A 17,862-nucleotide genomic window follows, 5' to 3' on the forward strand; every position below is an offset into this window, starting at 1 on the left:
GCAACGCACGAAAACGCGGGTGCGGCGGGAGTCTCCCGCCGCACCCGGACTGTCAGGGGTGGCCGGTCGTCAGGGGTAGCTGACCACGTTGACCGGGACGGTGGCCGTGCCCTGGGCCGCGCCGCCCGTGTCGTTGATGACGTGGGCGATCGTGCCCACGCCGCCGAGCGACACCGTGAGCAGGTCGTGGAACTTCACCCCCGACCTGTTGGGGGCCTCGAAGCCGCGCTCGGCCACGATCGAGGGGTCGGTGCTGAAGTTGCAGTAGCTGCCCATGCCCCAGGCCTCGTGGCTGGTCACGCCGTCGGCCACCTTGTAGGCGGCGTAGCCCCGGGTCGAGCCGTTCATCCAGGACGCCTGGTTGGGCGGGTCGTAGGGCAGCTCGTTCTGGAAGAAGATCGTCTTGCCGCCCTGGCCGTTCCAGATCACCTCGTACTTCTTGTAGTGCTCGACGAACAGGCCGTACGCCGTGACGTTGTTCCCGTTGACGATCAGGCCGGTGTCGGCGGGGTTGGTGTTCCAGCCCACGCCCGCGCCGTGGTCGGCCCGCCACGCCCAGATGTGGTCGATGATCGTGTTGTCGCTGTTCACCACCAGGCTGGTCGTGGCCGAGCCGGGCCCCGCGCCGCCGATCCGGAAGAACACGTCCTGGATCGAGGTGGGGTTGCCGGCGTGGCTCGCCGCGGCGCCGTCGGGGCCGACCCGCAGCAGCACCGGCGAGTTGACCGTGCCGGCGTCGAGCAGCAGACCGGCGATCTTCACACCGTCCACGTCCGCGACGCTCATCGCGACGACCCCGTTGTCCGGGATCAGCGTGGCGTAGCCGAGCCCGAGGACCACCGTGTCCGCCCGGGTGACGTTGAGCGTCTGGTTGAGGTGGTAGACGCCCGGCGTGAACAGCAGGTTGAGGCCCTGGCTCAGCGCCTGGTTGAGCGTGGCGGCGCTGTCGGACGGCTTGGCGACGTAGAACTGCGTCAGCGGGATCGACGTGCCGGGGGTTGCGCCGTTCGCCCAGCTCACGCCGCTGGAGTTCGTCCGCAGCGACGGGACGAAGACGCGGTAGGCACCGCCCGAGTCCACGTACAGGTACGGCTTCTCCCGGGTTACGGGGCTGGTCGTCAGCGTCGTGTACGGCGGGTTCGGGAAGCTCTGCGCCGGAGCGCCGACGACGCCGGAGAACACCATGTTCCAGACGCCGTTGGTCCAGCCGCCGATGGTGCTGTCGCGGGTGAACCACTGCTGCTGGGAGTACGGGCCGACCGTGCCGTCGATCTTGCTGTCGGCGATGTAGCCGCCGCTGGCCCAGCCGTACCCGTTGGGGGCGAGGTTCAGCCCGCCGCGCACGTGGATCCGCCGGAACGGCGCGGCCTGGGCCACGGCCCACCTGTCGGTGCCGTTGACCGGGACGACGGCCAGGTTCTCCGCCGACCGCCAGAAGTTCTGGGTGGCGTTGCCGTTGAACCACCCGGCGTCGACGGTGATGTCCCCGTTGATCGTCACGTTGTCGGGCGACTGGCCGAGGCCGGCGATCGAGGTGTAGAAGCCGATCTGGGCGTTGAGGCCGCTGTAGCTGCCCGGCTTGAACAGCAGCGCGTATCGCTGGCTGCCGAACTGGTTCGACTCCTGCTGCGTGAAGATGGTGTCGAGCGTGCTCTGGATGCTCGCGCTCGACATCGACGGGTCGAAGACCCTCACGTTCGGCCCCAGGTCTCCGCCGCCCGGGAGATCAGGGCCGCCGTCACCGCCGCCGGTGGTGTTGACGGCGAACTCCCAGAGCGAGTAGCCGTACGCCGTGGCCCTGGTCAGGCCGTACATCCGGACGTAGCGGCCGGTCGCCGACACGTCGAGCGACTGCGTCCCGCTCGCGCCGTTCACGGTGGCGGTCGCGTCCGACCACGACGAACCGTCCGGCGACACCTGGATCTTGAACGTCCTGGCGTAGGCGGCCTCCCAGTTCAGGATCACCTTGCAGACCTGCTGCGAACTGCCGAGATCCACCTGGATCCACTGCGGGTCGCTGAACGCGCTCGACCACCGGGTGCCGGCGTCACCGTCGAACGCGGCCGACGCGGGGGACGCGGCGTTCTCGGTGGAGGAGGCGGACGACGGCCTGCCCTGCGCGACGTTCGCGGTGCCGCAGGTGGTCCCTCCGCCCGAGGCCACGTTGACGGCGAACTCCCAGAGCGAGTAGCCGTACGCCGTGGCGCGGGTGAGCCCGTACATCCGGACGTAGCGGCCGGTGGCCGTCACGTCGAGCGACTGCGTCCCGCTCACGCCGTTCACCGTGGCGGTCGCGTCCGACCACGACGAACCGTCCGGCGACACCTGGATCTTGAACGTCTTGGCGTAGGCGGCCTCCCAGTTCATAGTCACCTTGCAGACCTGCTGGGAACTGCCCAGATCCACCTGGATCCACTGCGGGTCGCTGAACGCGCTCGACCACCGGGTGCCGGCGTCACCGTCAAAGGCGGCCGACGCCGGCGACGCGGCGTTCTCGGTGGAGGAGGCCGACGACGGCCTGCCCTGCGCGACGTTGGTCGTGCCGCAGGCCGCCGCCGCGGCGCTGTAGGTGGCGGGGACGACGCCGGTCACGGCCGCGAAGGTCGACAGCGCGACGAGCCCGGCGGCGACCAGGCCGGATCGTCTGCGCCGCCTGCGCAGTCGTCCGGGCGCGGGGTGAGGCGGGGAGGAGGGAGGCATACGCGTCTCCTTGATGCGGAGCCCCTCGGGCGAGGGTTCGGGGGATGAGAGAGGTCCAGCGGCATGAGCGTGCGCTCCCCGCTCCGCTTATGTCAAGACTTAGTTCACGATCAGAAATATCTATTGACTCCTGCGCCTCGATGGGTGTTAATCTCCGGGAGAGCGCTCTCCAATCCCTGTGAGCCGTTCGGAAAGCGCCCACAGACGGTCAGCGCGCCCGGCGTCCATCGCGTAGGGCAGGTAGTGGCCGCGCGGCGGCGGACCCTCGCCGCGCCACGGGCCGGCGACGGAGCAGTCCTCCAGGTACCTGCCTCCGACACCCGACAGCTCGGGCGCCGTCGCCGCCCACACGGTGGTGGCCGCCCCCTGCTCGGGCGTCTTCCATCCGGCGTTCGGCCAGCCGCGGGCGGAACGTTCGGCGGCGGACATGTGCCGCTGCAGGCCGGTGGCGATCGCGCCCGGCATCACCGCGTTCGCGGTGACCCCCGATGCCGCGTAGCGGGCGTCGAAGGCCACCGCGAACAGCGCGTTGGCCGTCTTGGACTGCCCGTACGCCTGCCAGCGGTCGTACGGGCGGGCGAGGTAGTTCGGGTCGTCGAAATCCACGTCGGAACGGCGGTGGGCGCTCGACGACAGCACGATCACGCGGGCGCCGTCCGCTCTCAGCAGGCTCGGCACCAGTCCGGTCACGAACGCGAAGTGGCCCAGGTGGTTCGTGCCGAACTGCAGCTCGAAGCCGTCCTCCGTGCGGGCCGGCGGCGGTGCCATGACCGCCGCGTTGGCCACGAGGATGTGGCACGGTTTGCCGGTCGCGTTGTGCCGGTCGGCCCAGCCCCTGACCGAGGCCAGGGACGCCAGGTCGAGGTGGCGGAAGACCACGGGACCGCCGCCCGCGAGAGCGGTCAGCTCCATGGCCGCGGCCTCGCCGCGCTCCCGGTTCCGGCCCGCGATGACCACTCGCGCCCCGGCGGCGGCCAGTGCCCGCGCCGTCTCGAACCCGATCCCGCCGCTGCCACCGGTGACGACGGCCTCCCGGCACGACAGGTCGACGCCGGTGACGACCTCAAGCGCGGTCCGGTCCCGCCCGCCCGTCACCGGGCCAGCCACGCGCCCCACAGCTTCCAGCGGACCGGGCCTGCCGGCCTCGAGATTTCCGTCATGCGGCTCAGCCTTCTCGCATCGGCCGAGCCGCTCCAGGCTGCTCGATACCTGGCAATGCGGCGGCCAGGCTCCCGCGCGCACCGGCTGCCAGCCGGTCTCGGTTCGTGGCCTGCCCGCAGACGCAACACCCTGCGCTACGTCTTCACCCACTCCGCCGCCCGTTCGGTCCTGGGCGACTGGTCCGAGGCCGCCGCGACGAGCGTCGCGAACCTGCGCCACCGGACGGCCGCGGACCCGGACGCACCGGACCTGTGCTCCATCCGCGACGAACTCGCGGCGGCGAGCGCGGACTTCCGTCTCCTCTGGGACCGGCACGACGTACGCCCCCGGCGCAGCGGCGCCAAGACCTTCCGCCATCCCGCCGTCGGCGACCTCGTGCTGGCGCACCAGAGCTGGCACCTCGACGACTCCTCCGTACGACTGAGCCTCTACCAACCGGAACCGGGCTACGAGGACCGGCTCCACCTGCTCACACTGGGCACCGGCGTGGCCGGCTCCCCCGGATGACCGCAGGCGGCCGACGGCGTCAGCCGGCGGCGGTGATCCTGGCCACCTGCGGCGCGTTCAGGAACTCCTCCAGGACGAGCGTGGCGGCCCCCAGCGCGACCGCGTCGGGACCGAGGCGGCCCAGGACGATCGACGTCGCGGCGTACGGCTCGGCCAGCGAGTTGGCCGCGGTGGCGCGGCGGATGCCGGGCAGCAGGCTCTCGCCGAGCTGGACCCCCACCCAGCCGCCGATCACGATCTTCTCGGGGTTGATCAGGTTGACCAGGTTGGCCAGACCGACGCCCAGGTAGGTGACGGTCTCCTCGACCACCGGGGACTTCGAGGCCAGCACGCCCGCGAGGTCCTCCTCCCAGTCGCCCCGCGAGGTGACGCCCGCCCGGTCGAGGATGGCCTCGATCCCGACGTACGCCTCCAGGCAGCCGCGTCCGCCGCAGCGGCAGGGCCGCCCGTTCGCCACGATCTTCGTGTGGCCCCACTCCCCGGCGCTGCTGCTGACCCCGCGGAACGTGGTGCCGTCGGCCACGATGGTCGCGCCCACTCCCACGCCGAGCAGCACGATGACCGCTTCCGAGGCGCCCCGGCCCGAGCCGAACCACAGCTCGGCCTGGCCCATCGTCTTGGCTCCGTTGTCCACGAACAGCGGGAGCGAGGTCCCGCGGCGCAGGAGCGCTCCAAGCGGAACGCCGTCCCAGCCGAAGGTCTTGGCGTGGATGACGCCGTCGGCGCCCGGTTCGACGATGCCGGGAACCCCCACGCCGATGCCGAGCACCTGCTCGGGGGACACGCCCGCGTCCGACAGCACGACCTCGACCCCCGCGAGGATGTGCCGGGCGACCAGTTCGGGGTCGTGGCGGGCCGGCCGCAGCATGTAGTCCACCTTGGCCCGTTCGGTCATCTCCAGGTCGAACAACCCGACCCGGACGTGCGTCTCCGCCACGTCGACGCCCACCGCGAAGCCGTACTCGGGGTTGACGCGCAGCAGCACGCGGGGCCGGCCGCCGTCGGACTCCACCTGGCCCGCCTCGACGACGATGTTCTCGCCCAGCAGGTCGGCGGTCATCGTGCTGACCGTGGCGGCGCTCAGGCCGGTGCGCGCGGTGAGGTCGTTGCGGCTGGTCGGGCCGGAGAAGTAGAGCGTGCGCAGCAACACGGCCCGGTTGCCTCTGCGGATGTCCCGTACCGTCCTGCGCTGAGGCCTCGCCATGACCACCCTCCCCGTCGCGACACGGTCATCTTAGTTCAGAGGCGAAAACAAGCACCTCCGCCCTCTTCGGCCGCTACACGGTCGCAGCTCCCGGTTACCCGCCCGTTAAGCCAGCGTGTCGTCCCCGCCCTTCTTCCGACCTTGAACCAACGACGTCGCGGCATTTTCTCAGAGCGCAGGTCGTGCCCCGCTGAGCACGAGCAGCGCGCGGGTGGCGGTCAGGTGCGGGCGGTCGCGAGCTCCTTCATGAGGGCCTCGACGAGGGCGGCGGCGGGGAGGTCGCGGCAGCGGCGGTATCCCCGGCCGCACCACAGGGCCATCGCCTCGGGGTCGCCGTGCTCCGCCGCCGCCCGGCGCAGTCCCTTCGTCAGGTGGTGCACCTGCGGGTAGCACGCGGGCGCCGACGCCTCGTGCTCCGCCATGAACCGGTTGGCCAGGCCGCGCGCCGTACGTCCCGAGAAGGCCCGGGTGAACGCGGTGCGGGTGAACCGGGGATCGGCGAGGGCGGCCTTGTGCACGGGATGCGCCCCGCTCTCCGGGGTGCGCAGGAACGCGGTGCCGAGTTGCGCGGCGACCGCGCCCGCGGCGAGGACGGCGGCCACGTCCGCGCCGTCCATGATCCCCCCGGCGGCCACGAGCGGCACCCGGGTCGCCTCCCGCACGAGGGCCACCAGCTCCGGCAGGTCGTCGGGAGCCTCCCAGGAGGGTGGCGGGGGCAGGAAGGCCGCCTGGTGCCCGCCCGCTCCGGGACTCTGGACGATCACGGCGTCGGCGCCGGCCTCGGCCGCCGCGACCGCCTCCCACGGGGTGTTCACCATGATCATGATCACGGTCCCGGCGTCGTGGAGGCGGGCCGCCACCTCGGGCGGCGGGCAGCCGAAGGTGAAACCGGCCACCGGCACCCGTTCGTCCACCAGCAGGTCGATCTTGGCGTCCCACTCGTCGTCGTCCCATGCGAGGGCCTCCGGCAGCGTCACGCCGTACCGCTCGGCCTCGGGGGCGAGCTCGTCGCGATAGCGGGCCACCGCCGCGGCGTCACCCGGCTCCTCCCGGCCGACCTCGAAATCCCGGACGGCCTCGAAATCCAGGCCGACCTCGAAATCCAGGGCGGCCTCGAAATCGGGGACGAAGACGCTCACACCGAACGGCCGGTCCGTCCGCTCACGCACCGCCGCGATCTCCCGGCGGACGTCCCGCGCCGTGCGGTAGCCCGCCGCGAGGAACCCGAGGCCCCCCGCCCCGGATACCGCCGCCGCCAGAGCCGGGGTGGATCCGCCGCCCGCCATGGGCGCCTGGATGATCGGGCTCGACGGCCCGAAGGGAAGGACGCGACCGGTCACGGGACCTCCTCACTCGTCTGGACAGCAGCGTAGAACGCGGTCGACGAGCGCTCCGGCGGCCCCCGTGTAATCGGCGGGGTCGAACAACCGGGCCAGGTCCAGCCCCTCGGGCATGGGCAGGAGTTCCTCCAGCACCTCGGCCACGGGGCGCCCGGACGCGGCGGCGGCCGCCGACGCCTCCCCGAGCAGCCGCTTGGCGGTGCCCTTCCCCAGGACGGGCGCGAGCACGGCCGCCGCCCGTTCCGTGACGGTCAGGCTGCCGGTGAGCGCGAGGTTGGCCCGCATGCGCTCGGGAAACGCGACCAGTCCCTCGGCCAGTTCGGCCGTCACGGCGGCGGCCCCCCCGACCAGCCGCAGGCACTCGCGCAGCGGCTGCCACTCCGCGTGCCAGGCGCCCGCGGGCCGTTCGTCCTCGGCGAGCAGGCAGTGGCCGAGGCTCGCGGCGAGCGTGGGCACCTGGATCGCCGCCGACCGGACGAGGGTGGCGAGGACCGGGTTGCGCTTGTGCGGCATCGCCGACGACACGCCCCGGCCGGGAGCGGCCGGCTCCACGACCTCGGCCACCTCGGTGCGCGACAGCGACTGCACGTCCACCGCGATCTTCCCGAGCACTCCCGAGGTGAGGGCCAGCGCCCCGGCGAGGTCGGCGATCGGGATCCGCAGGACGTGCCAGGGGACCACCGGCTCGGCCAGCCCCACCTCGGCGGCGAACGCGGCGATCAGCCGCTCAGGGTACGCCTCGAGGTCGGGCACCCCGGCGATCCGCGCGTACTCCACGTAGCCCGCCAGCGTGCCGGCGGCGCCGCCGAGCTCGGCCGGCAACTCCGCGCGGACCCGCCGCAGCCGTGCCAGGGCGGCCCGTACGGCGTGCAGCCACCCGGCCGCCTTCAGGCCGAACGTGGTGGGCACCGCCTGCTGGGTCAGCGTGCGGCCCGGCATCAGCGTGTCGCGATGCCGCGCGGCGAGCCCCGCGAGCGCGGTCGCGGCCCGGTCCAGGTCGGCGGTGATCAGGTCGAGGGTCCTGGCGGACACCAGCATGGCGGCCGTGTCCATGATGTCCTGGCTCGTGGAGCCGCGGTGCACGTACTCCGCCGCGGCCGGGTCCACCACCGCCACGGCGGCCGTCAGGTCCTCGACCAGCGCCACGACGGGGTTGGCCGCCTCGCGGGCGCGCAGGGCCAGGGCCGCCAGGTCGAGTCCGCCCGCCTCCGCCACCTTGCCGATCGTCTCCGCGGCCTCCATCGGGACGACCCCCAGCCGGGCCTGCGCGCGGACCAGGGCGGCCTCCGCGTCGAGCATCGCGCGCAGCCACGCGCCGTCGCCGGTCGCCCGCTCCGCCGCCGAACCCACCCGGACGGGGGACAGCAGGCCCAGATCGAGGTCACTGCCGAGGTCGCTCATCGGACGCCCGTCCGCGTCACGCCGCAGGCGAGAGCCGTACGCGGGCCGGCGGGCACGCGGGCGACACGGCGGCGCGGAAGGGCCCGCGCGGGCGTCAGCGCGAGCACGCTGCGGGCGATGGCGTCGGAGTCGCCCAGGATCACGGAGTTCACTCCCGGCCGCACGCCCGCGGCCGTCACCCAGTGGACCGACTCGGTGGGCACGCCGTACGCGAACCGCCGCGGGTGGGCCCGCCCGTCCGCGTCCAGGAGCCGGTAGGGCCGGCGGGTGACCGCGAGGCCGCCCGTCTCGTGCCCGTCCTCCCCACGCCGCCCGCCGATCACGTACGCCCGGCACTGGCCGGTGCCGAGCAGGTGGCGCAGCAGGGGGTCGGCCGTGCGCCGCAGGTCGATCTCGGGCAGGCGCGCCTCGACGAGCACCCTGGCCCGTACGGCGGAGCCCGGCACGGCGGCCGACTCGGCCTCGAAGGCGCCGTCACGGGCGTGCACCCGCATGTCGGGACCGACGACGGTCAGCACACCCGCCTCGATGAGCGCGATCATCTGCTCGACCCGCTCGGCCGGCGGCCCGATGGACAGGAACGCGTTGAGCGGCGTGTACCACCGGTCGAGGTCGTCGCGGTGCGAGCGCCCGGTGAGCCCGCCGTGGTCGACCACCTGCCTGACCTCGTTGCGCAGGTCGCGCAGCACGTCGAGGGCGGCTTTCAACGGCCCGCTCACATTGCCCTCGCGGGCCTGCGCCAGGTCGGTCCGCAGATAGGCGGTCAGCCACTCGCGGAAGTCGTCCGGGCCGCCGAAGCCGATCCCCCGGTAGGGCTCGGCCACGCGCTCCCAGTCCCACCGCACCGCCGGGCCGATGCCGAAGGCGTCCAGCACCATGGCCTCCCCGGCGTCGCCCCACGCGTGGGCGAGGTAGGCGGTGCGGAAACGGCCGGCCATGCACTCGCAGTCCCGCCGCGCCAGGAGGGTCGCGTAGTAGACGGTCTCCACCTCCTTCGCGATCAGCGGCCACAGGTCGGCGCGGAAGTCGAGCCCGCCGCGGGCGGCCGAGCGCGCGGCCAGCGACGCGATCCTGCCCGGCGTGAGCACCAGCGGCTCGTGCCTGCCCTCGACGCCCTTCTGGTTCTCCCCGCGCGACTGATACGGGATGCCCCGGCGCGATCCGGCGTACAGGCGGGGCTCGCGGCCGGAGGGCCGATAGACGAGGCGGCCCGCCTCACCGCGCTCGAACCGGCCGCCGCGTCCGAGCGTCAGCAGGGCCATGTGGTCGAAGAAGTTGAGCCCGAGCCCGCGCAGCAGCACCGCCTCCCCCGGCCGCACTTCACTGAGATCGGCGTCGGCGGGGTTGGCGGGCGGCACGTGGACCAGTCCGTGGGCGGCGGCGTACGCGGCCGCCTCCCGCTCGGCGGCCGAGAGCTCGACCGGCAGGTGCCCCTGGGCCAGGACCACCGCGTCGAGCGAGCCGAGCACGGTGCCGTCCTCGAGCACCACCCGCTGCGCGCCGGTGCCGGGCACGTCGTCGAGCGCGGTCGCCCGCGTGGCGTGCACCCGCACCTCCACCTGCCGGGGCGCCCGCGCGACCACCCGCTCGAACACCCAGCGCAGGTAGCGCCCGTAGAAGGCGCGGGTGGGGTAGGTGTCGGGCCCGAGCCGGCGCGCCTCGGCGAGCACGTCCTCCGCGACGCCCTCCGCCGAGAGCCCGCTGTCGGCGAAGAGCACCAGGTGCCGCGCCCACTCGTACAGGCTGGGGCCCGTCTCCAGCGGCCCCCGGATGTCGACGCTGGGGTCGGTGAAGAGCGTGACCTGCGAGGCGACGGTGTTCATGAGCAGCTGGCCCGGCTGGTCGGTGCGCCACACCTGGCCCGCCCCCGGCGGGTACGGATCCACGACGTGCAGCAGGACGCGTGCTCGCGGCGGCAGCCGCCGCGCGTTGGCGCACAGCCGCTCGATCACCGACATCCCGCGCGGCCCCGCGCCGATCACACATACCTCGAACGGCCGGGTCGATCGTGTTGTGGTCATCCGCTCCTCCAGTTCCCATCGGGTCGTGAGTCGAGGATGCGGGAGCGAAGCCTTCGTGAGGTATGTCACATTTGGCGAGGCGGTGTTAAGCATTGCTTCATGCACGACGTGACACGCCTCGCGGCGCTGGTCTCGGTCGCCGAGGCCGGCTCGATCACCCGGGCCGCCGCCCGCCTCGGCTACACACCGCCCGCGCTGTCGCAGCAGATCGCCAAGCTGGAACGGGAGGCGGGAGCCGTACTCGTGATCCGGCACCGCCGGGGCGCCACGCTCACCGCGGCGGGCGAGCTGCTGGTGGAGCACGCCCGGCGGGTGCTCGACGAGCTGGAACGGGCCCGGCACGGCCTGGCCGCGCTCGCCGGCCTGTCCGGCGGCCACATCACGATCGGCACGTTCACGACCGCCGGCATCCACCTGCTGCCGCCGGTCCTCGCGGCGTTCCGGCGGGCTCACCCCGCCGTGGAGGTGAATGTGAGGGAGTACGAACCGCCGTCAGGGCTGCCCGCGCTGGCCGCGGGCGAGGCGGATCTCGTGCTCACGCACACCTACGAACATCAGCCCGCCCCCGCGCTGCCCTCCGGGGTCGTCGTCGAGGCGCTGCTGGTGGAGGAGCTGGTGCTGGTGGCCGCCCCCGGGCACGCGCTCACCGATCCGGCCGAGCCGCTGCCGTGGCCCGAGCTCGCCGGCCGGCCGCTGATCAGCGGCTCGCGTGGGCTGGCCAACCGGGAGGCGCTCGAGGCGCTGTTCCGCCGCGAGGGGCTCGCGCCGCCCGTCGTGGCGTACGAGACGGGCAACTACGGCATGTCGTGCGCCCTCGCCAGCGGCGGCATGGGCCTCGCCCTCGTGCCGAGGACCGTGGCCGAGCTGGCGGAAAACCCCCTCAGCGTACGGCGGCTCGCCCCGCCGGGCCTGCACCGGACGATCAGCCTGGCCAGGCGGTCCGACGACAGGGCTCCCGCGCTGGCGACCATGCGTTCGCTGTTCAGGAGCACGCGCAAGGCGGCGCCCCGGCGGCCCCCGGAGGAGCCGCCGAGGTGAGGGGCACCGGTCAGTCGAATTCGGGGTCGGTGTTACGGCTGCGCTTGATCTCGTAGAAGTACGGGAACTTCGCCATGGCGACGGCGCCGTCGAAGATGCGGGCCGCCTCCTCGCCCCGCGGGATGCGGGTCATCACCGGGCCGAAGAACGCCACGCCGTCGATGTGGATCGTCGGCGTGCCCACCTCGTCGCCGACCGGATCCATGCCCTCGTGGTGCATCCGGCGCAGGGCCTCGTCGTACTCGTCCGTGCCGGCGGCGTCGGCCAGTTCGACCGGCAGCCCGACCTCGGCGAGCGCCTCCTTGGCCACGACCCCGTAGTCCTTGTTGTCCTGGTTGTGGATGCGGGTGCCCATCGCGGTGTACAGGTCGCGCAGCACACCCTCACCGTGGTGCTGCGCGGCGGCGATGCACACCCGGACCGGGCCCCGCCACCTGGGCACCGCCTCGCGGTAGAAGTCGGACAGGTCCTCCTTGCCCTCGTTGAGCACGGAAAGACTCATCACCCGGAACCGCAGGTCGATGTCGCGCTGCTTCTCGACCTCCAGAATCCACCGCGACGTGACCCACGCGAACGGGCAGACGGGGTCGAAGTAGAAGTCCACTCGGGGACGGCTGCCCGCTCCGGCCTGGTCGGCGGCGCTGTCGATGTCGCTCATGAAACTCTCCTGACGAATGGGGTCGGGGGATCGGGGGCCGGTTTCGCGAGCGTATCCAATGGCAGAAGGGCCACGACACCAGACTCGACCCCTCAAATCAGGACCGGTTTCCCCTCATTCCGGCCACCGGTGGCGTTTCTACCGGCCGGGCTCTCTAGGGTGTCCTCGTGACTGAGATTCGCGAGAAGGCCGCGGCCCTGCGGGCGCTCCACGTGCCCGGCGACCCCGTCGTGCTGCCCAACGCCTGGGACGCCGCGTCGGCGCGCGCCGTCGAGGCCGCCGGCTTCCCCGCCGTCGCCACCGGCAGCGCGTCCGTCGCCGCCGCCCTGGGCTACGAGGACGGGCAGGACACGCCGGTGGACGAGATGTTCGCGGCCGTGGCCCGCATCACCCGGGCCGTCGCGGTCCCCGTGACCGCCGACGTCGAGCGCGGTTACGGCCTGAAGCCCGCCGAACTCGTCGAACGGCTCGCCGCCGCGGGCGCCGTGGGCTGCAACCTGGAGGACTCCGACCCGGCGACCGGAGCGATGATCGACTCCGGTGAGCAGGCGGACTTCCTGGCCGCCGTACGGGCGGCGGCGGCCGAGGCCGGGACCGACCTCGTGATCAACGCCCGCGTGGACACCTTCATCCACGGCTCGGGAACCCCCGGCGAGAGGCTCGCGGAGGCGCTCGACCGGGGCGGCCGCTACCTCACGGCCGGCGCCGACTGCGTCTACCCGATCCTCGTGAGCGACCCCGAGGTGATCGGCGCCCTCGCCCGGGAGATCGGCGGCCCGATCAACGTGCTGTTCCGGCCCGGCGTGCCGGCCATCCGCGATCTCGCGGCCCTCGGCGTGGCCAGGGTCAGTTTCGGGCCCGGCATCCACCGCGCGGCCCAGGCGTTCACGGCCCGCATGCTCGACGCGATCGCCCGGGGAGACGACCCCTTCCCGCCCGCCTGACCACGCCGGCCGGCCTACATCTCGCCGTACGACCAGCCCGACCAGCGCTCGACCCGGACGAGGATCGCCGGCCCGGCCGGGGGACGCTCGCGATACTGGGCGTACTTGCGCACCAGCCACGCCACGGCCCGCTCGCGCTCGTCGCCGCCCTCCACGACGCGGGCGTGCCCGTCGGCGCGCACCCACCACAGCCGTTCCCAGTCGTCCTCGTAGTGGTCGGCCAGCAGGCAGACGCGGGGATCGTCGCGGATGTCGCGCAGCCGTCGCAGGTCGGTCGTGGCCTTCGGCTTGTGGTCCACCGCCGTCACCACGGTGTCCTTCTCACCGTCCCGCAGCACGGCGAACGTGACCGGGACGAGCCGCGGCGCACCCCCGACTGCTGCGGTGGCGAGGCGGGCCACCGGGGCCGCCGCGAACAGCTCGCGCGCCCGCCCCTCGGGCATTCTCACCGGCCCAGCCTACGCAGAGTGAGACTCCGATCGCGCCTTAAGGCACGCTTGATCGTCTTTGTACGGCGGCCTATGGTGTCCGCCATGGAGGCATCTGAGTTACTCGAGCGGGCCCGCTCGCGCGCATCCGACCCCGAAGACCCCCTGGAAGTCCTGTCCGCCACGATCGCCCTGTGCCGGGACCTGTCCGGCGAACCGGGTGGCGAGGTGGACGCCCTGCTCGATCTCGCGGTGCGCCGGGCCCGCGAGGCCGGCGTGTCCTGGACCGCCATCGGTGAGCGGTTCGGGTACATCAGGCGGAGCTCGCGCAGACGCTTCACGCCCGCCTTCGCCCACCGGCACCTGGTCAACCGCCGCATGAAGCGCGACGCCGCCTGCTCCTTCTGCCGCAGGCCGCCGGGCCCGCGCGTCCACATGGTCCACGGCGAGGGCGGGCGCATCTGCGACCGCTGCGTGGCACTGGCCGGCGACATCGTCGCCGGGCTGGCCCGCCGCGGCCGCTGACGCACGTCAGGTGACGGTGAGCCGCCGCGCGTAGCGCTCGTCCCGCCACAGCTCCTCGCGGAGCACATCGGCCAGCGCCGTCGCCGCGTCGTGCACGTCGACATGGCGCAGGTACAGCGGGGCGAAGCCGAAACGGACGAAGTCCGGCTCGCGGTAGTCGCCCACCACCCCCCGGTCCGCGAGCGCGCGCACCACGGGGTAGCCCTGCGGGTGAAGGTAGCTGACCTGGCTTCCCCGCCGCTCCGGGTCGCGCGGGGTGGCCAGGGCCAGCCCGAGCCCCGGGTCGACGAGATCGTCGAGCAGGTCGATGAACAGCGAGGTCAGGGCCACGCTCTTGGCTCTGACCTCGTCCAGGTCCACCCGCTCCCAGATGTCGAGGGACGCGTTCAGCGCGGCGTACGACAGGATCGGCGGGCTGCCCGTGGCGAAGCGGCGCACACCCGGGGCGGGGCGGTAGTGCGGTTCGAAGTCGAAGGGCGCGGCGTGGCCGTGCCAGCCCGACAGCACGTTGTGGACGGCGTCCTGGTGGCGCGGCGCGACGTACAGGTAGGCGGGGGCCCCGGGCCCGCCGTTCAGGTACTTGTAGGTGCAGCCGACGGCGAAGTCCGCCTCGCCCACCCGCACGGGCAGCGCCCCGGCGCTGTGGCACAGGTCCCAGACCATGAGCGCCCCGGCCGCCCGGACGAGTCGCGTCACCGCCGCCATGTCCCTGGCCGCGCCGGTCCGGTAGTCCACGTGCGACAGCAGCACGAGCGCGACGTCCTCGCCGAGGGCGTCCTCCAGCGAACGGCCGGTCTCGCCGATGTCCCGGATCTCGTACGCGCCGAGCGCCCGGGCGGCGCCCTCCACGACGTACCGGTCGGTGGGGAAGTTGTCGAGGTCGGAGACGATCACACGGCGGCCGGGCCGCAGCGGGAGGGCGGCCGTGACCACCTTGAAGATGTTCACCGAGGTGGAGTCGCCCGCCAGCACGTCGCCGGGGCGCGCGCCGATGAGGGGCGCGATGCGGTCGCCGGTGCTCTGCGGCATGTCCCACCAGCCGGCCGTGTTCCAGCTCGCCCCGAGATGCACCCCCCACTCGGTCTCGACCGTGTGGGCCACGCGTTCCGGCGTACGCCTCGGTAGCGCGCCGAGCGAGTTGCCCAGCAGGTAGACGACCCCGGGAGGCAGCGAGAACTCGTCCCTGAACTCCCCGAGCGGGTCCTTGGCGTCGAGGTCCTGGCATTCGGCACGGCTGAGAACCATCGGCAACTCCTTCGTCACCGCATTATGTACCGAAATATCCGATCTTGTCGTGGTCGTGATGACAGAGCGTTCCCGGTGTCGGCAATACCGGAAGGGACCGTTCCACGGATGCGGACGGCTATAACCCCCATAGATCGCCACACCGGCACGATCAGCCAAAAGTAAGCACAAGACGCACCCAAGACTCTGTGCGATCGTGGACAAGACGGGGCAAGTTCTCTGGAGACGCCAAACCCCCGTTGGTGACAGAGGGTGATCAAACGTGACGGAATCCCCGTCGGTGCATCACGAGTCCCCGATCTATCGCCGCATCGCCGACAGGCTGCGCGATCAGATCCTGTCCGGAGCACTCGGTGACGGCGACCGGCTACCGGGCGAGAACGCGCTCATGAAGGAGCACGGCGTCGCACGGGCCACCGCGCGGCAGGCGCTCGCCGTGCTGATCAACGAAGGGCTCGCCGTGCCGAAGCGGGGATCGGGCGTCTATGTGCGGCTGTTCCGCCCCATCCGCCGCCACGGGTCCCGCCGGCTCTCCCGGGAGCAGTGGGCCCAGGGCCTGGCCATCTGGGACTCCGACACCCGGGGCCGGTCGTACGTCGTGGACGAGGTGACCATCCTGCGCGAGCCGGCGAGCGAGCAGGTCGCCCGCGTGCTCGGCACCGGCGAGGTGTGGGTGCGCCGCCGCCGCTACTCGGTGGACGGCCGTCCGGTGCAGCTCGCGGCCTCCCACTTTCCCGCCGATCTCGTGGAGGGCACGGCGGTCGTCCTGCCCGACACCGGTCCGGGCGGGGTGTACGCCCGGCTGGGCGAGCTCGGCCGGCCTCCCGTCCACTTCAGCGAGGAGGTGCGGGCGCGGATGCCGCTGCCCGGGGAGGCCGAGTCGCTGAGCCTTCCGGCCGGCACGCCTGTGATCTCCGTCACCCGGGTGGCCTTCGCCGAAGGGGGCGTGCCGGTCGAGGTCAACGAGATGATCCTGGACGCGGCGTCGTATGTACTCCAGTACGACTTCGACGCCTAGGTCAAGAGGCAACGTTGACCTGACCATCCCGATCATTGATTTCTCTAGAGATGTCCCGCACCTTGAGGAGGAGACGTCAAGAACACCCGGGCATGCGGCGAGGGAAGGTGTACGGATGTCCTTGGACCGACGCCTCGCCGAGATCGCCCGGGAGTTTCCGGAGTGGACGATCTGGCGGAGTGACGCGGGCCGGTGGTGGGCGACCCGGCACCACCCGCTCACCTCGGCGCAGCGGGCGGCGGGATGCGCGATGACCATCGACGCCGACGAGCCCGACGGACTGCGTGAGCTGTTGCGCGAGCAGGAGGCACGCGCCGCCGATCCATGAGCGCGGAAGCCCCCGACCCGATCGGGGGCGGGGGCTTCCGCTACCAGTCCTCACATGCTCCGTCACACAACCACGCGGTCACACGCGGTCACACAACCACGCGGTCACACGACCTCGCGGTCACCGGCACGGACGGGCTCGCCTGCCGGCTCACTTGTTGGCGACCGACTCCCCGTCCGGCAGGGCACGCCGCACACGGCCGAGGTTGACGTCGGTGTCCTCGGGCGACGACGTCGCGTCGTGACCGTTCTCGTGGCGTCCGTCGTCCACGATCAGGACCGCGTCGTCCTCGTCGCCGTCCATCGGCCCCTGACCGGTGGCGGCGTCATTCGCCTCGTGCCCGGACGGCGCGGCCTCCAGGGCCTGCCGCGGGCCCTCGACCGGCTCGTGCGGCTGCTCGTACGACTGATCGTGCCCCTGGTCCGGCGCGCCCGCGGCGATGGCGTGCACCTGCGGCGCGGGCGGCAGCACGGCGGCCTCGTCGATCAGCGGGCCGGCCGCGGTCTCGCGGTGCATCAGGTCGCCGAGCACCGAGCCGATCTCGTTGAGCCGGCGCACGACCTCCGTGTGGGTGTCGGTGAGGTAGGCCACCCGGCGGCCGGTGTGCTCGTCCAGCGCGTTCACCCGCTGCTGCGCCGCCGCCAGCATGGCCTCGGCCTGCCCGCGCGCCTCGACGAGCAGCCGCTCCGCCTCCATCCGGGCGGCGGTGAGCTGCCGCTCCCCCTCCGCGCGGGCGGAGCGCAGGGTCTCATCCGCCTCCGCGCGGGCCGCGCCCAGCGTCCCCTCCGCGTCCGCGCCCGCCTGCGCGAGCAGCCGCTCCGACGTGGCGGTGGCGTCGGCGACGCGGCGCTCGGCCTCCTCCTGAGCGGCGGCCCTGATCGCGTCGGCCTGCTCACGCGCCGACGTCACCAGCCGTTCGGCCTCGGCCGCCGAGGTCTCGCGCAGCCTCCTGGCCTCCGCCTCGGACGCCTCCTTGTTGGCCGCCGCCTCCTCCTGCGCCAGCTTGAGTATCTGGCTGAGCCGCTCCCCCAGCTCGTCGGGGTTCTGCGGCGACTCCGTCATCCTCCGCCGCGCCTCGGCCAGCTCAAGGCGGCTCTGCTCCGCCTGGTCGATCGTGCGAGCGAGCCGTTCCTCCAGGTCCCGGATCTGGTTGCGGGTCCGGACCATGTAGTCGTGGACCTGCCTGCGGCTGTACCCACGCATCACGACTTCGAAGGAGTCGTCACTCATCAGGTCGGGGAAGTTGTCGGTCTGATTCGTCATGAGAAACCCTGGGGTTGGAGATAACGACGGTAACGCAGCCAGGACACGACTTTCCTGCTATCCGTCGCACATCGCAACCTG

At 72.7% G+C, this 17,862-nt stretch carries 16 protein-coding genes; 6 read left to right on the forward strand and 10 right to left on the reverse strand.

What is annotated here, in order from left to right; translation table 11 throughout:
- Positions 1 to 69: 69 nt before the first annotated feature.
- On the reverse strand, positions 70 to 2,700 hold the full coding sequence (locus QSK36_RS26095; RefSeq protein WP_285784210.1) for a discoidin domain-containing protein: 2,631 nt from the start codon (positions 2,698 to 2,700) through the stop codon (positions 70 to 72).
- Between the two features lie 147 nt (positions 2,701 to 2,847).
- Positions 2,848 to 3,816: an SDR family NAD(P)-dependent oxidoreductase gene (locus QSK36_RS26100; protein ID WP_285784211.1), complete on the reverse strand. Its 969-nt coding sequence runs from the start codon at positions 3,814 to 3,816 to the stop codon at positions 2,848 to 2,850.
- A 42-nt stretch (positions 3,817 to 3,858) separates the two neighbouring features.
- On the opposite strand from QSK36_RS26100, the gene QSK36_RS26105 reads away from it, so the two are divergent.
- Positions 3,859 to 4,368: an MmyB family transcriptional regulator gene (locus QSK36_RS26105; RefSeq protein ID WP_285784212.1), complete on the forward strand. Its 510-nt coding sequence runs from the start codon at positions 3,859 to 3,861 to the stop codon at positions 4,366 to 4,368.
- Between the two features lie 19 nt (positions 4,369 to 4,387).
- Here QSK36_RS26105 and QSK36_RS26110 read toward each other — a convergent pair whose 3' ends face one another.
- The 4 genes from QSK36_RS26110 to QSK36_RS26125 form a co-directional block, all read right to left on the reverse strand.
- Positions 4,388 to 5,572 carry an ROK family transcriptional regulator gene (locus tag QSK36_RS26110; protein WP_183543372.1) on the reverse strand — a complete coding sequence of 395 codons (1,185 nt, stop codon included), beginning with the start codon at positions 5,570 to 5,572 and terminating at the stop codon, positions 4,388 to 4,390.
- Positions 5,573 to 5,790: 218 nt separating this feature from the next.
- Positions 5,791 to 6,912, reverse strand: coding sequence for a nitronate monooxygenase (locus QSK36_RS26115; protein ID WP_285784213.1), 1,122 nt, complete (start codon positions 6,910 to 6,912; stop codon positions 5,791 to 5,793).
- 9 nt (positions 6,913 to 6,921) lie between these two features.
- Positions 6,922 to 8,313, reverse strand: coding sequence for a nitrosuccinate lyase (locus tag QSK36_RS26120; RefSeq protein WP_285784214.1), 1,392 nt, complete (start codon positions 8,311 to 8,313; stop codon positions 6,922 to 6,924).
- Positions 8,310 to 10,334: an FAD/NAD(P)-binding protein gene (locus tag QSK36_RS26125; RefSeq protein WP_285784215.1), complete on the reverse strand. Its 2,025-nt coding sequence runs from the start codon at positions 10,332 to 10,334 to the stop codon at positions 8,310 to 8,312. Before QSK36_RS26125 ends, QSK36_RS26120 begins: the two co-directional genes overlap by 4 nt.
- 99 nt (positions 10,335 to 10,433) lie before the next feature.
- Here QSK36_RS26125 and QSK36_RS26130 point away from each other — a divergent pair, with 99 nt between their 5' ends.
- Positions 10,434 to 11,372, forward strand: a complete 939-nt coding sequence (locus tag QSK36_RS26130) for a LysR family transcriptional regulator (protein WP_182900656.1) — start codon at positions 10,434 to 10,436, stop codon at positions 11,370 to 11,372.
- A gap of 10 nt (positions 11,373 to 11,382) precedes the next feature.
- Here QSK36_RS26130 and QSK36_RS26135 read toward each other — a convergent pair whose 3' ends face one another.
- On the reverse strand, positions 11,383 to 12,030 hold the full coding sequence (locus tag QSK36_RS26135) for a mycothiol-dependent nitroreductase Rv2466c family protein (RefSeq protein ID WP_142565260.1): 648 nt from the start codon (positions 12,028 to 12,030) through the stop codon (positions 11,383 to 11,385).
- Positions 12,031 to 12,197: 167 nt separating this feature from the next.
- Here QSK36_RS26135 and QSK36_RS26140 point away from each other — a divergent pair, with 167 nt between their 5' ends.
- Positions 12,198 to 12,974, forward strand: a complete 777-nt coding sequence (locus tag QSK36_RS26140) for an isocitrate lyase/PEP mutase family protein (protein WP_285784216.1) — start codon at positions 12,198 to 12,200, stop codon at positions 12,972 to 12,974.
- Positions 12,975 to 12,988: 14 nt separating this feature from the next.
- On the opposite strand, the gene QSK36_RS26145 is transcribed toward QSK36_RS26140, so the two are convergent.
- Positions 12,989 to 13,417 (reverse strand): TIGR03668 family PPOX class F420-dependent oxidoreductase, encoded by a 429-nt coding sequence (locus QSK36_RS26145; protein WP_285784230.1) that lies wholly within the window; start codon positions 13,415 to 13,417, stop codon positions 12,989 to 12,991.
- 90 nt (positions 13,418 to 13,507) lie between these two features.
- Between QSK36_RS26145 and QSK36_RS26150 the strand changes: the two genes are divergently transcribed.
- A complete protein-coding gene (locus tag QSK36_RS26150; RefSeq protein ID WP_182900658.1) occupies positions 13,508 to 13,927 on the forward strand; it encodes a ClpX C4-type zinc finger protein in 420 nt (139 codons plus the stop codon).
- Positions 13,928 to 13,933: 6 nt separating this feature from the next.
- On the opposite strand, the gene kynU is transcribed toward QSK36_RS26150, so the two are convergent.
- Complete coding sequence (kynU, locus tag QSK36_RS26155; protein ID WP_285784217.1) at positions 13,934 to 15,172, reverse strand: kynureninase; 1,239 nt, start codon at positions 15,170 to 15,172, stop codon at positions 13,934 to 13,936.
- A gap of 262 nt (positions 15,173 to 15,434) precedes the next feature.
- Here kynU and QSK36_RS26160 point away from each other — a divergent pair, with 262 nt between their 5' ends.
- Both QSK36_RS26160 and QSK36_RS26165 read left to right on the forward strand, forming a co-directional pair.
- On the forward strand, positions 15,435 to 16,190 hold the full coding sequence (locus QSK36_RS26160; protein ID WP_183543360.1) for a GntR family transcriptional regulator: 756 nt from the start codon (positions 15,435 to 15,437) through the stop codon (positions 16,188 to 16,190).
- A 115-nt stretch (positions 16,191 to 16,305) separates the two neighbouring features.
- Positions 16,306 to 16,518 carry a hypothetical protein gene (locus tag QSK36_RS26165; protein ID WP_139577594.1) on the forward strand — a complete coding sequence of 71 codons (213 nt, stop codon included), beginning with the start codon at positions 16,306 to 16,308 and terminating at the stop codon, positions 16,516 to 16,518.
- A gap of 150 nt (positions 16,519 to 16,668) precedes the next feature.
- Here the strand turns inward: QSK36_RS26165 and QSK36_RS26170 are convergent, their stop codons facing one another.
- Positions 16,669 to 17,781, reverse strand: a complete 1,113-nt coding sequence (locus tag QSK36_RS26170) for a hypothetical protein (protein ID WP_285784218.1) — start codon at positions 17,779 to 17,781, stop codon at positions 16,669 to 16,671.
- Between the last annotated feature and the right edge of the window lie 81 nt (positions 17,782 to 17,862).

The organism is Microbispora sp. NBRC 16548 (assembly GCF_030268985.1).
GTDB lineage: Bacteria > Actinomycetota > Actinomycetes > Streptosporangiales > Streptosporangiaceae > Microbispora > Microbispora catharanthi.

What these genes read in the sequence shown, in the direction of transcription:
- QSK36_RS26130 (WP_182900656.1), top strand. Translation starts at nt 10,434, where the DNA reads ATGCACGACGTGACACGCCTCGCGGCGCTGGTCTCGGTCGCCGAGGCC.
- QSK36_RS26165 (WP_139577594.1), top strand. Translation starts at nt 16,306, where the DNA reads ATGTCCTTGGACCGACGCCTCGCCGAGATCGCCCGGGAGTTTCCGGAG.
- QSK36_RS26150 (WP_182900658.1), top strand. Translation starts at nt 13,508, where the DNA reads ATGGAGGCATCTGAGTTACTCGAGCGGGCCCGCTCGCGCGCATCCGAC.
- QSK36_RS26125 (WP_285784215.1), bottom strand. Translation starts at nt 10,334, where the DNA reads ATGACCACAACACGATCGACCCGGCCGTTCGAGGTATGTGTGATCGGC.
- QSK36_RS26095 (WP_285784210.1), bottom strand. Translation starts at nt 2,700, where the DNA reads ATGCCTCCCTCCTCCCCGCCTCACCCCGCGCCCGGACGACTGCGCAGG.
- QSK36_RS26135 (WP_142565260.1), bottom strand. Translation starts at nt 12,030, where the DNA reads ATGAGCGACATCGACAGCGCCGCCGACCAGGCCGGAGCGGGCAGCCGT.
- QSK36_RS26170 (WP_285784218.1), bottom strand. Translation starts at nt 17,781, where the DNA reads ATGACGAATCAGACCGACAACTTCCCCGACCTGATGAGTGACGACTCC.
- QSK36_RS26145 (WP_285784230.1), bottom strand. Translation starts at nt 13,417, where the DNA reads ATGCCCGAGGGGCGGGCGCGCGAGCTGTTCGCGGCGGCCCCGGTGGCC.
- QSK36_RS26120 (WP_285784214.1), bottom strand. Translation starts at nt 8,313, where the DNA reads ATGAGCGACCTCGGCAGTGACCTCGATCTGGGCCTGCTGTCCCCCGTC.
- QSK36_RS26110 (WP_183543372.1), bottom strand. Translation starts at nt 5,572, where the DNA reads ATGGCGAGGCCTCAGCGCAGGACGGTACGGGACATCCGCAGAGGCAAC.
- kynU (WP_285784217.1), bottom strand. Translation starts at nt 15,172, where the DNA reads ATGGTTCTCAGCCGTGCCGAATGCCAGGACCTCGACGCCAAGGACCCG.
- QSK36_RS26105 (WP_285784212.1), top strand. Translation starts at nt 3,859, where the DNA reads ATGCGGCTCAGCCTTCTCGCATCGGCCGAGCCGCTCCAGGCTGCTCGA.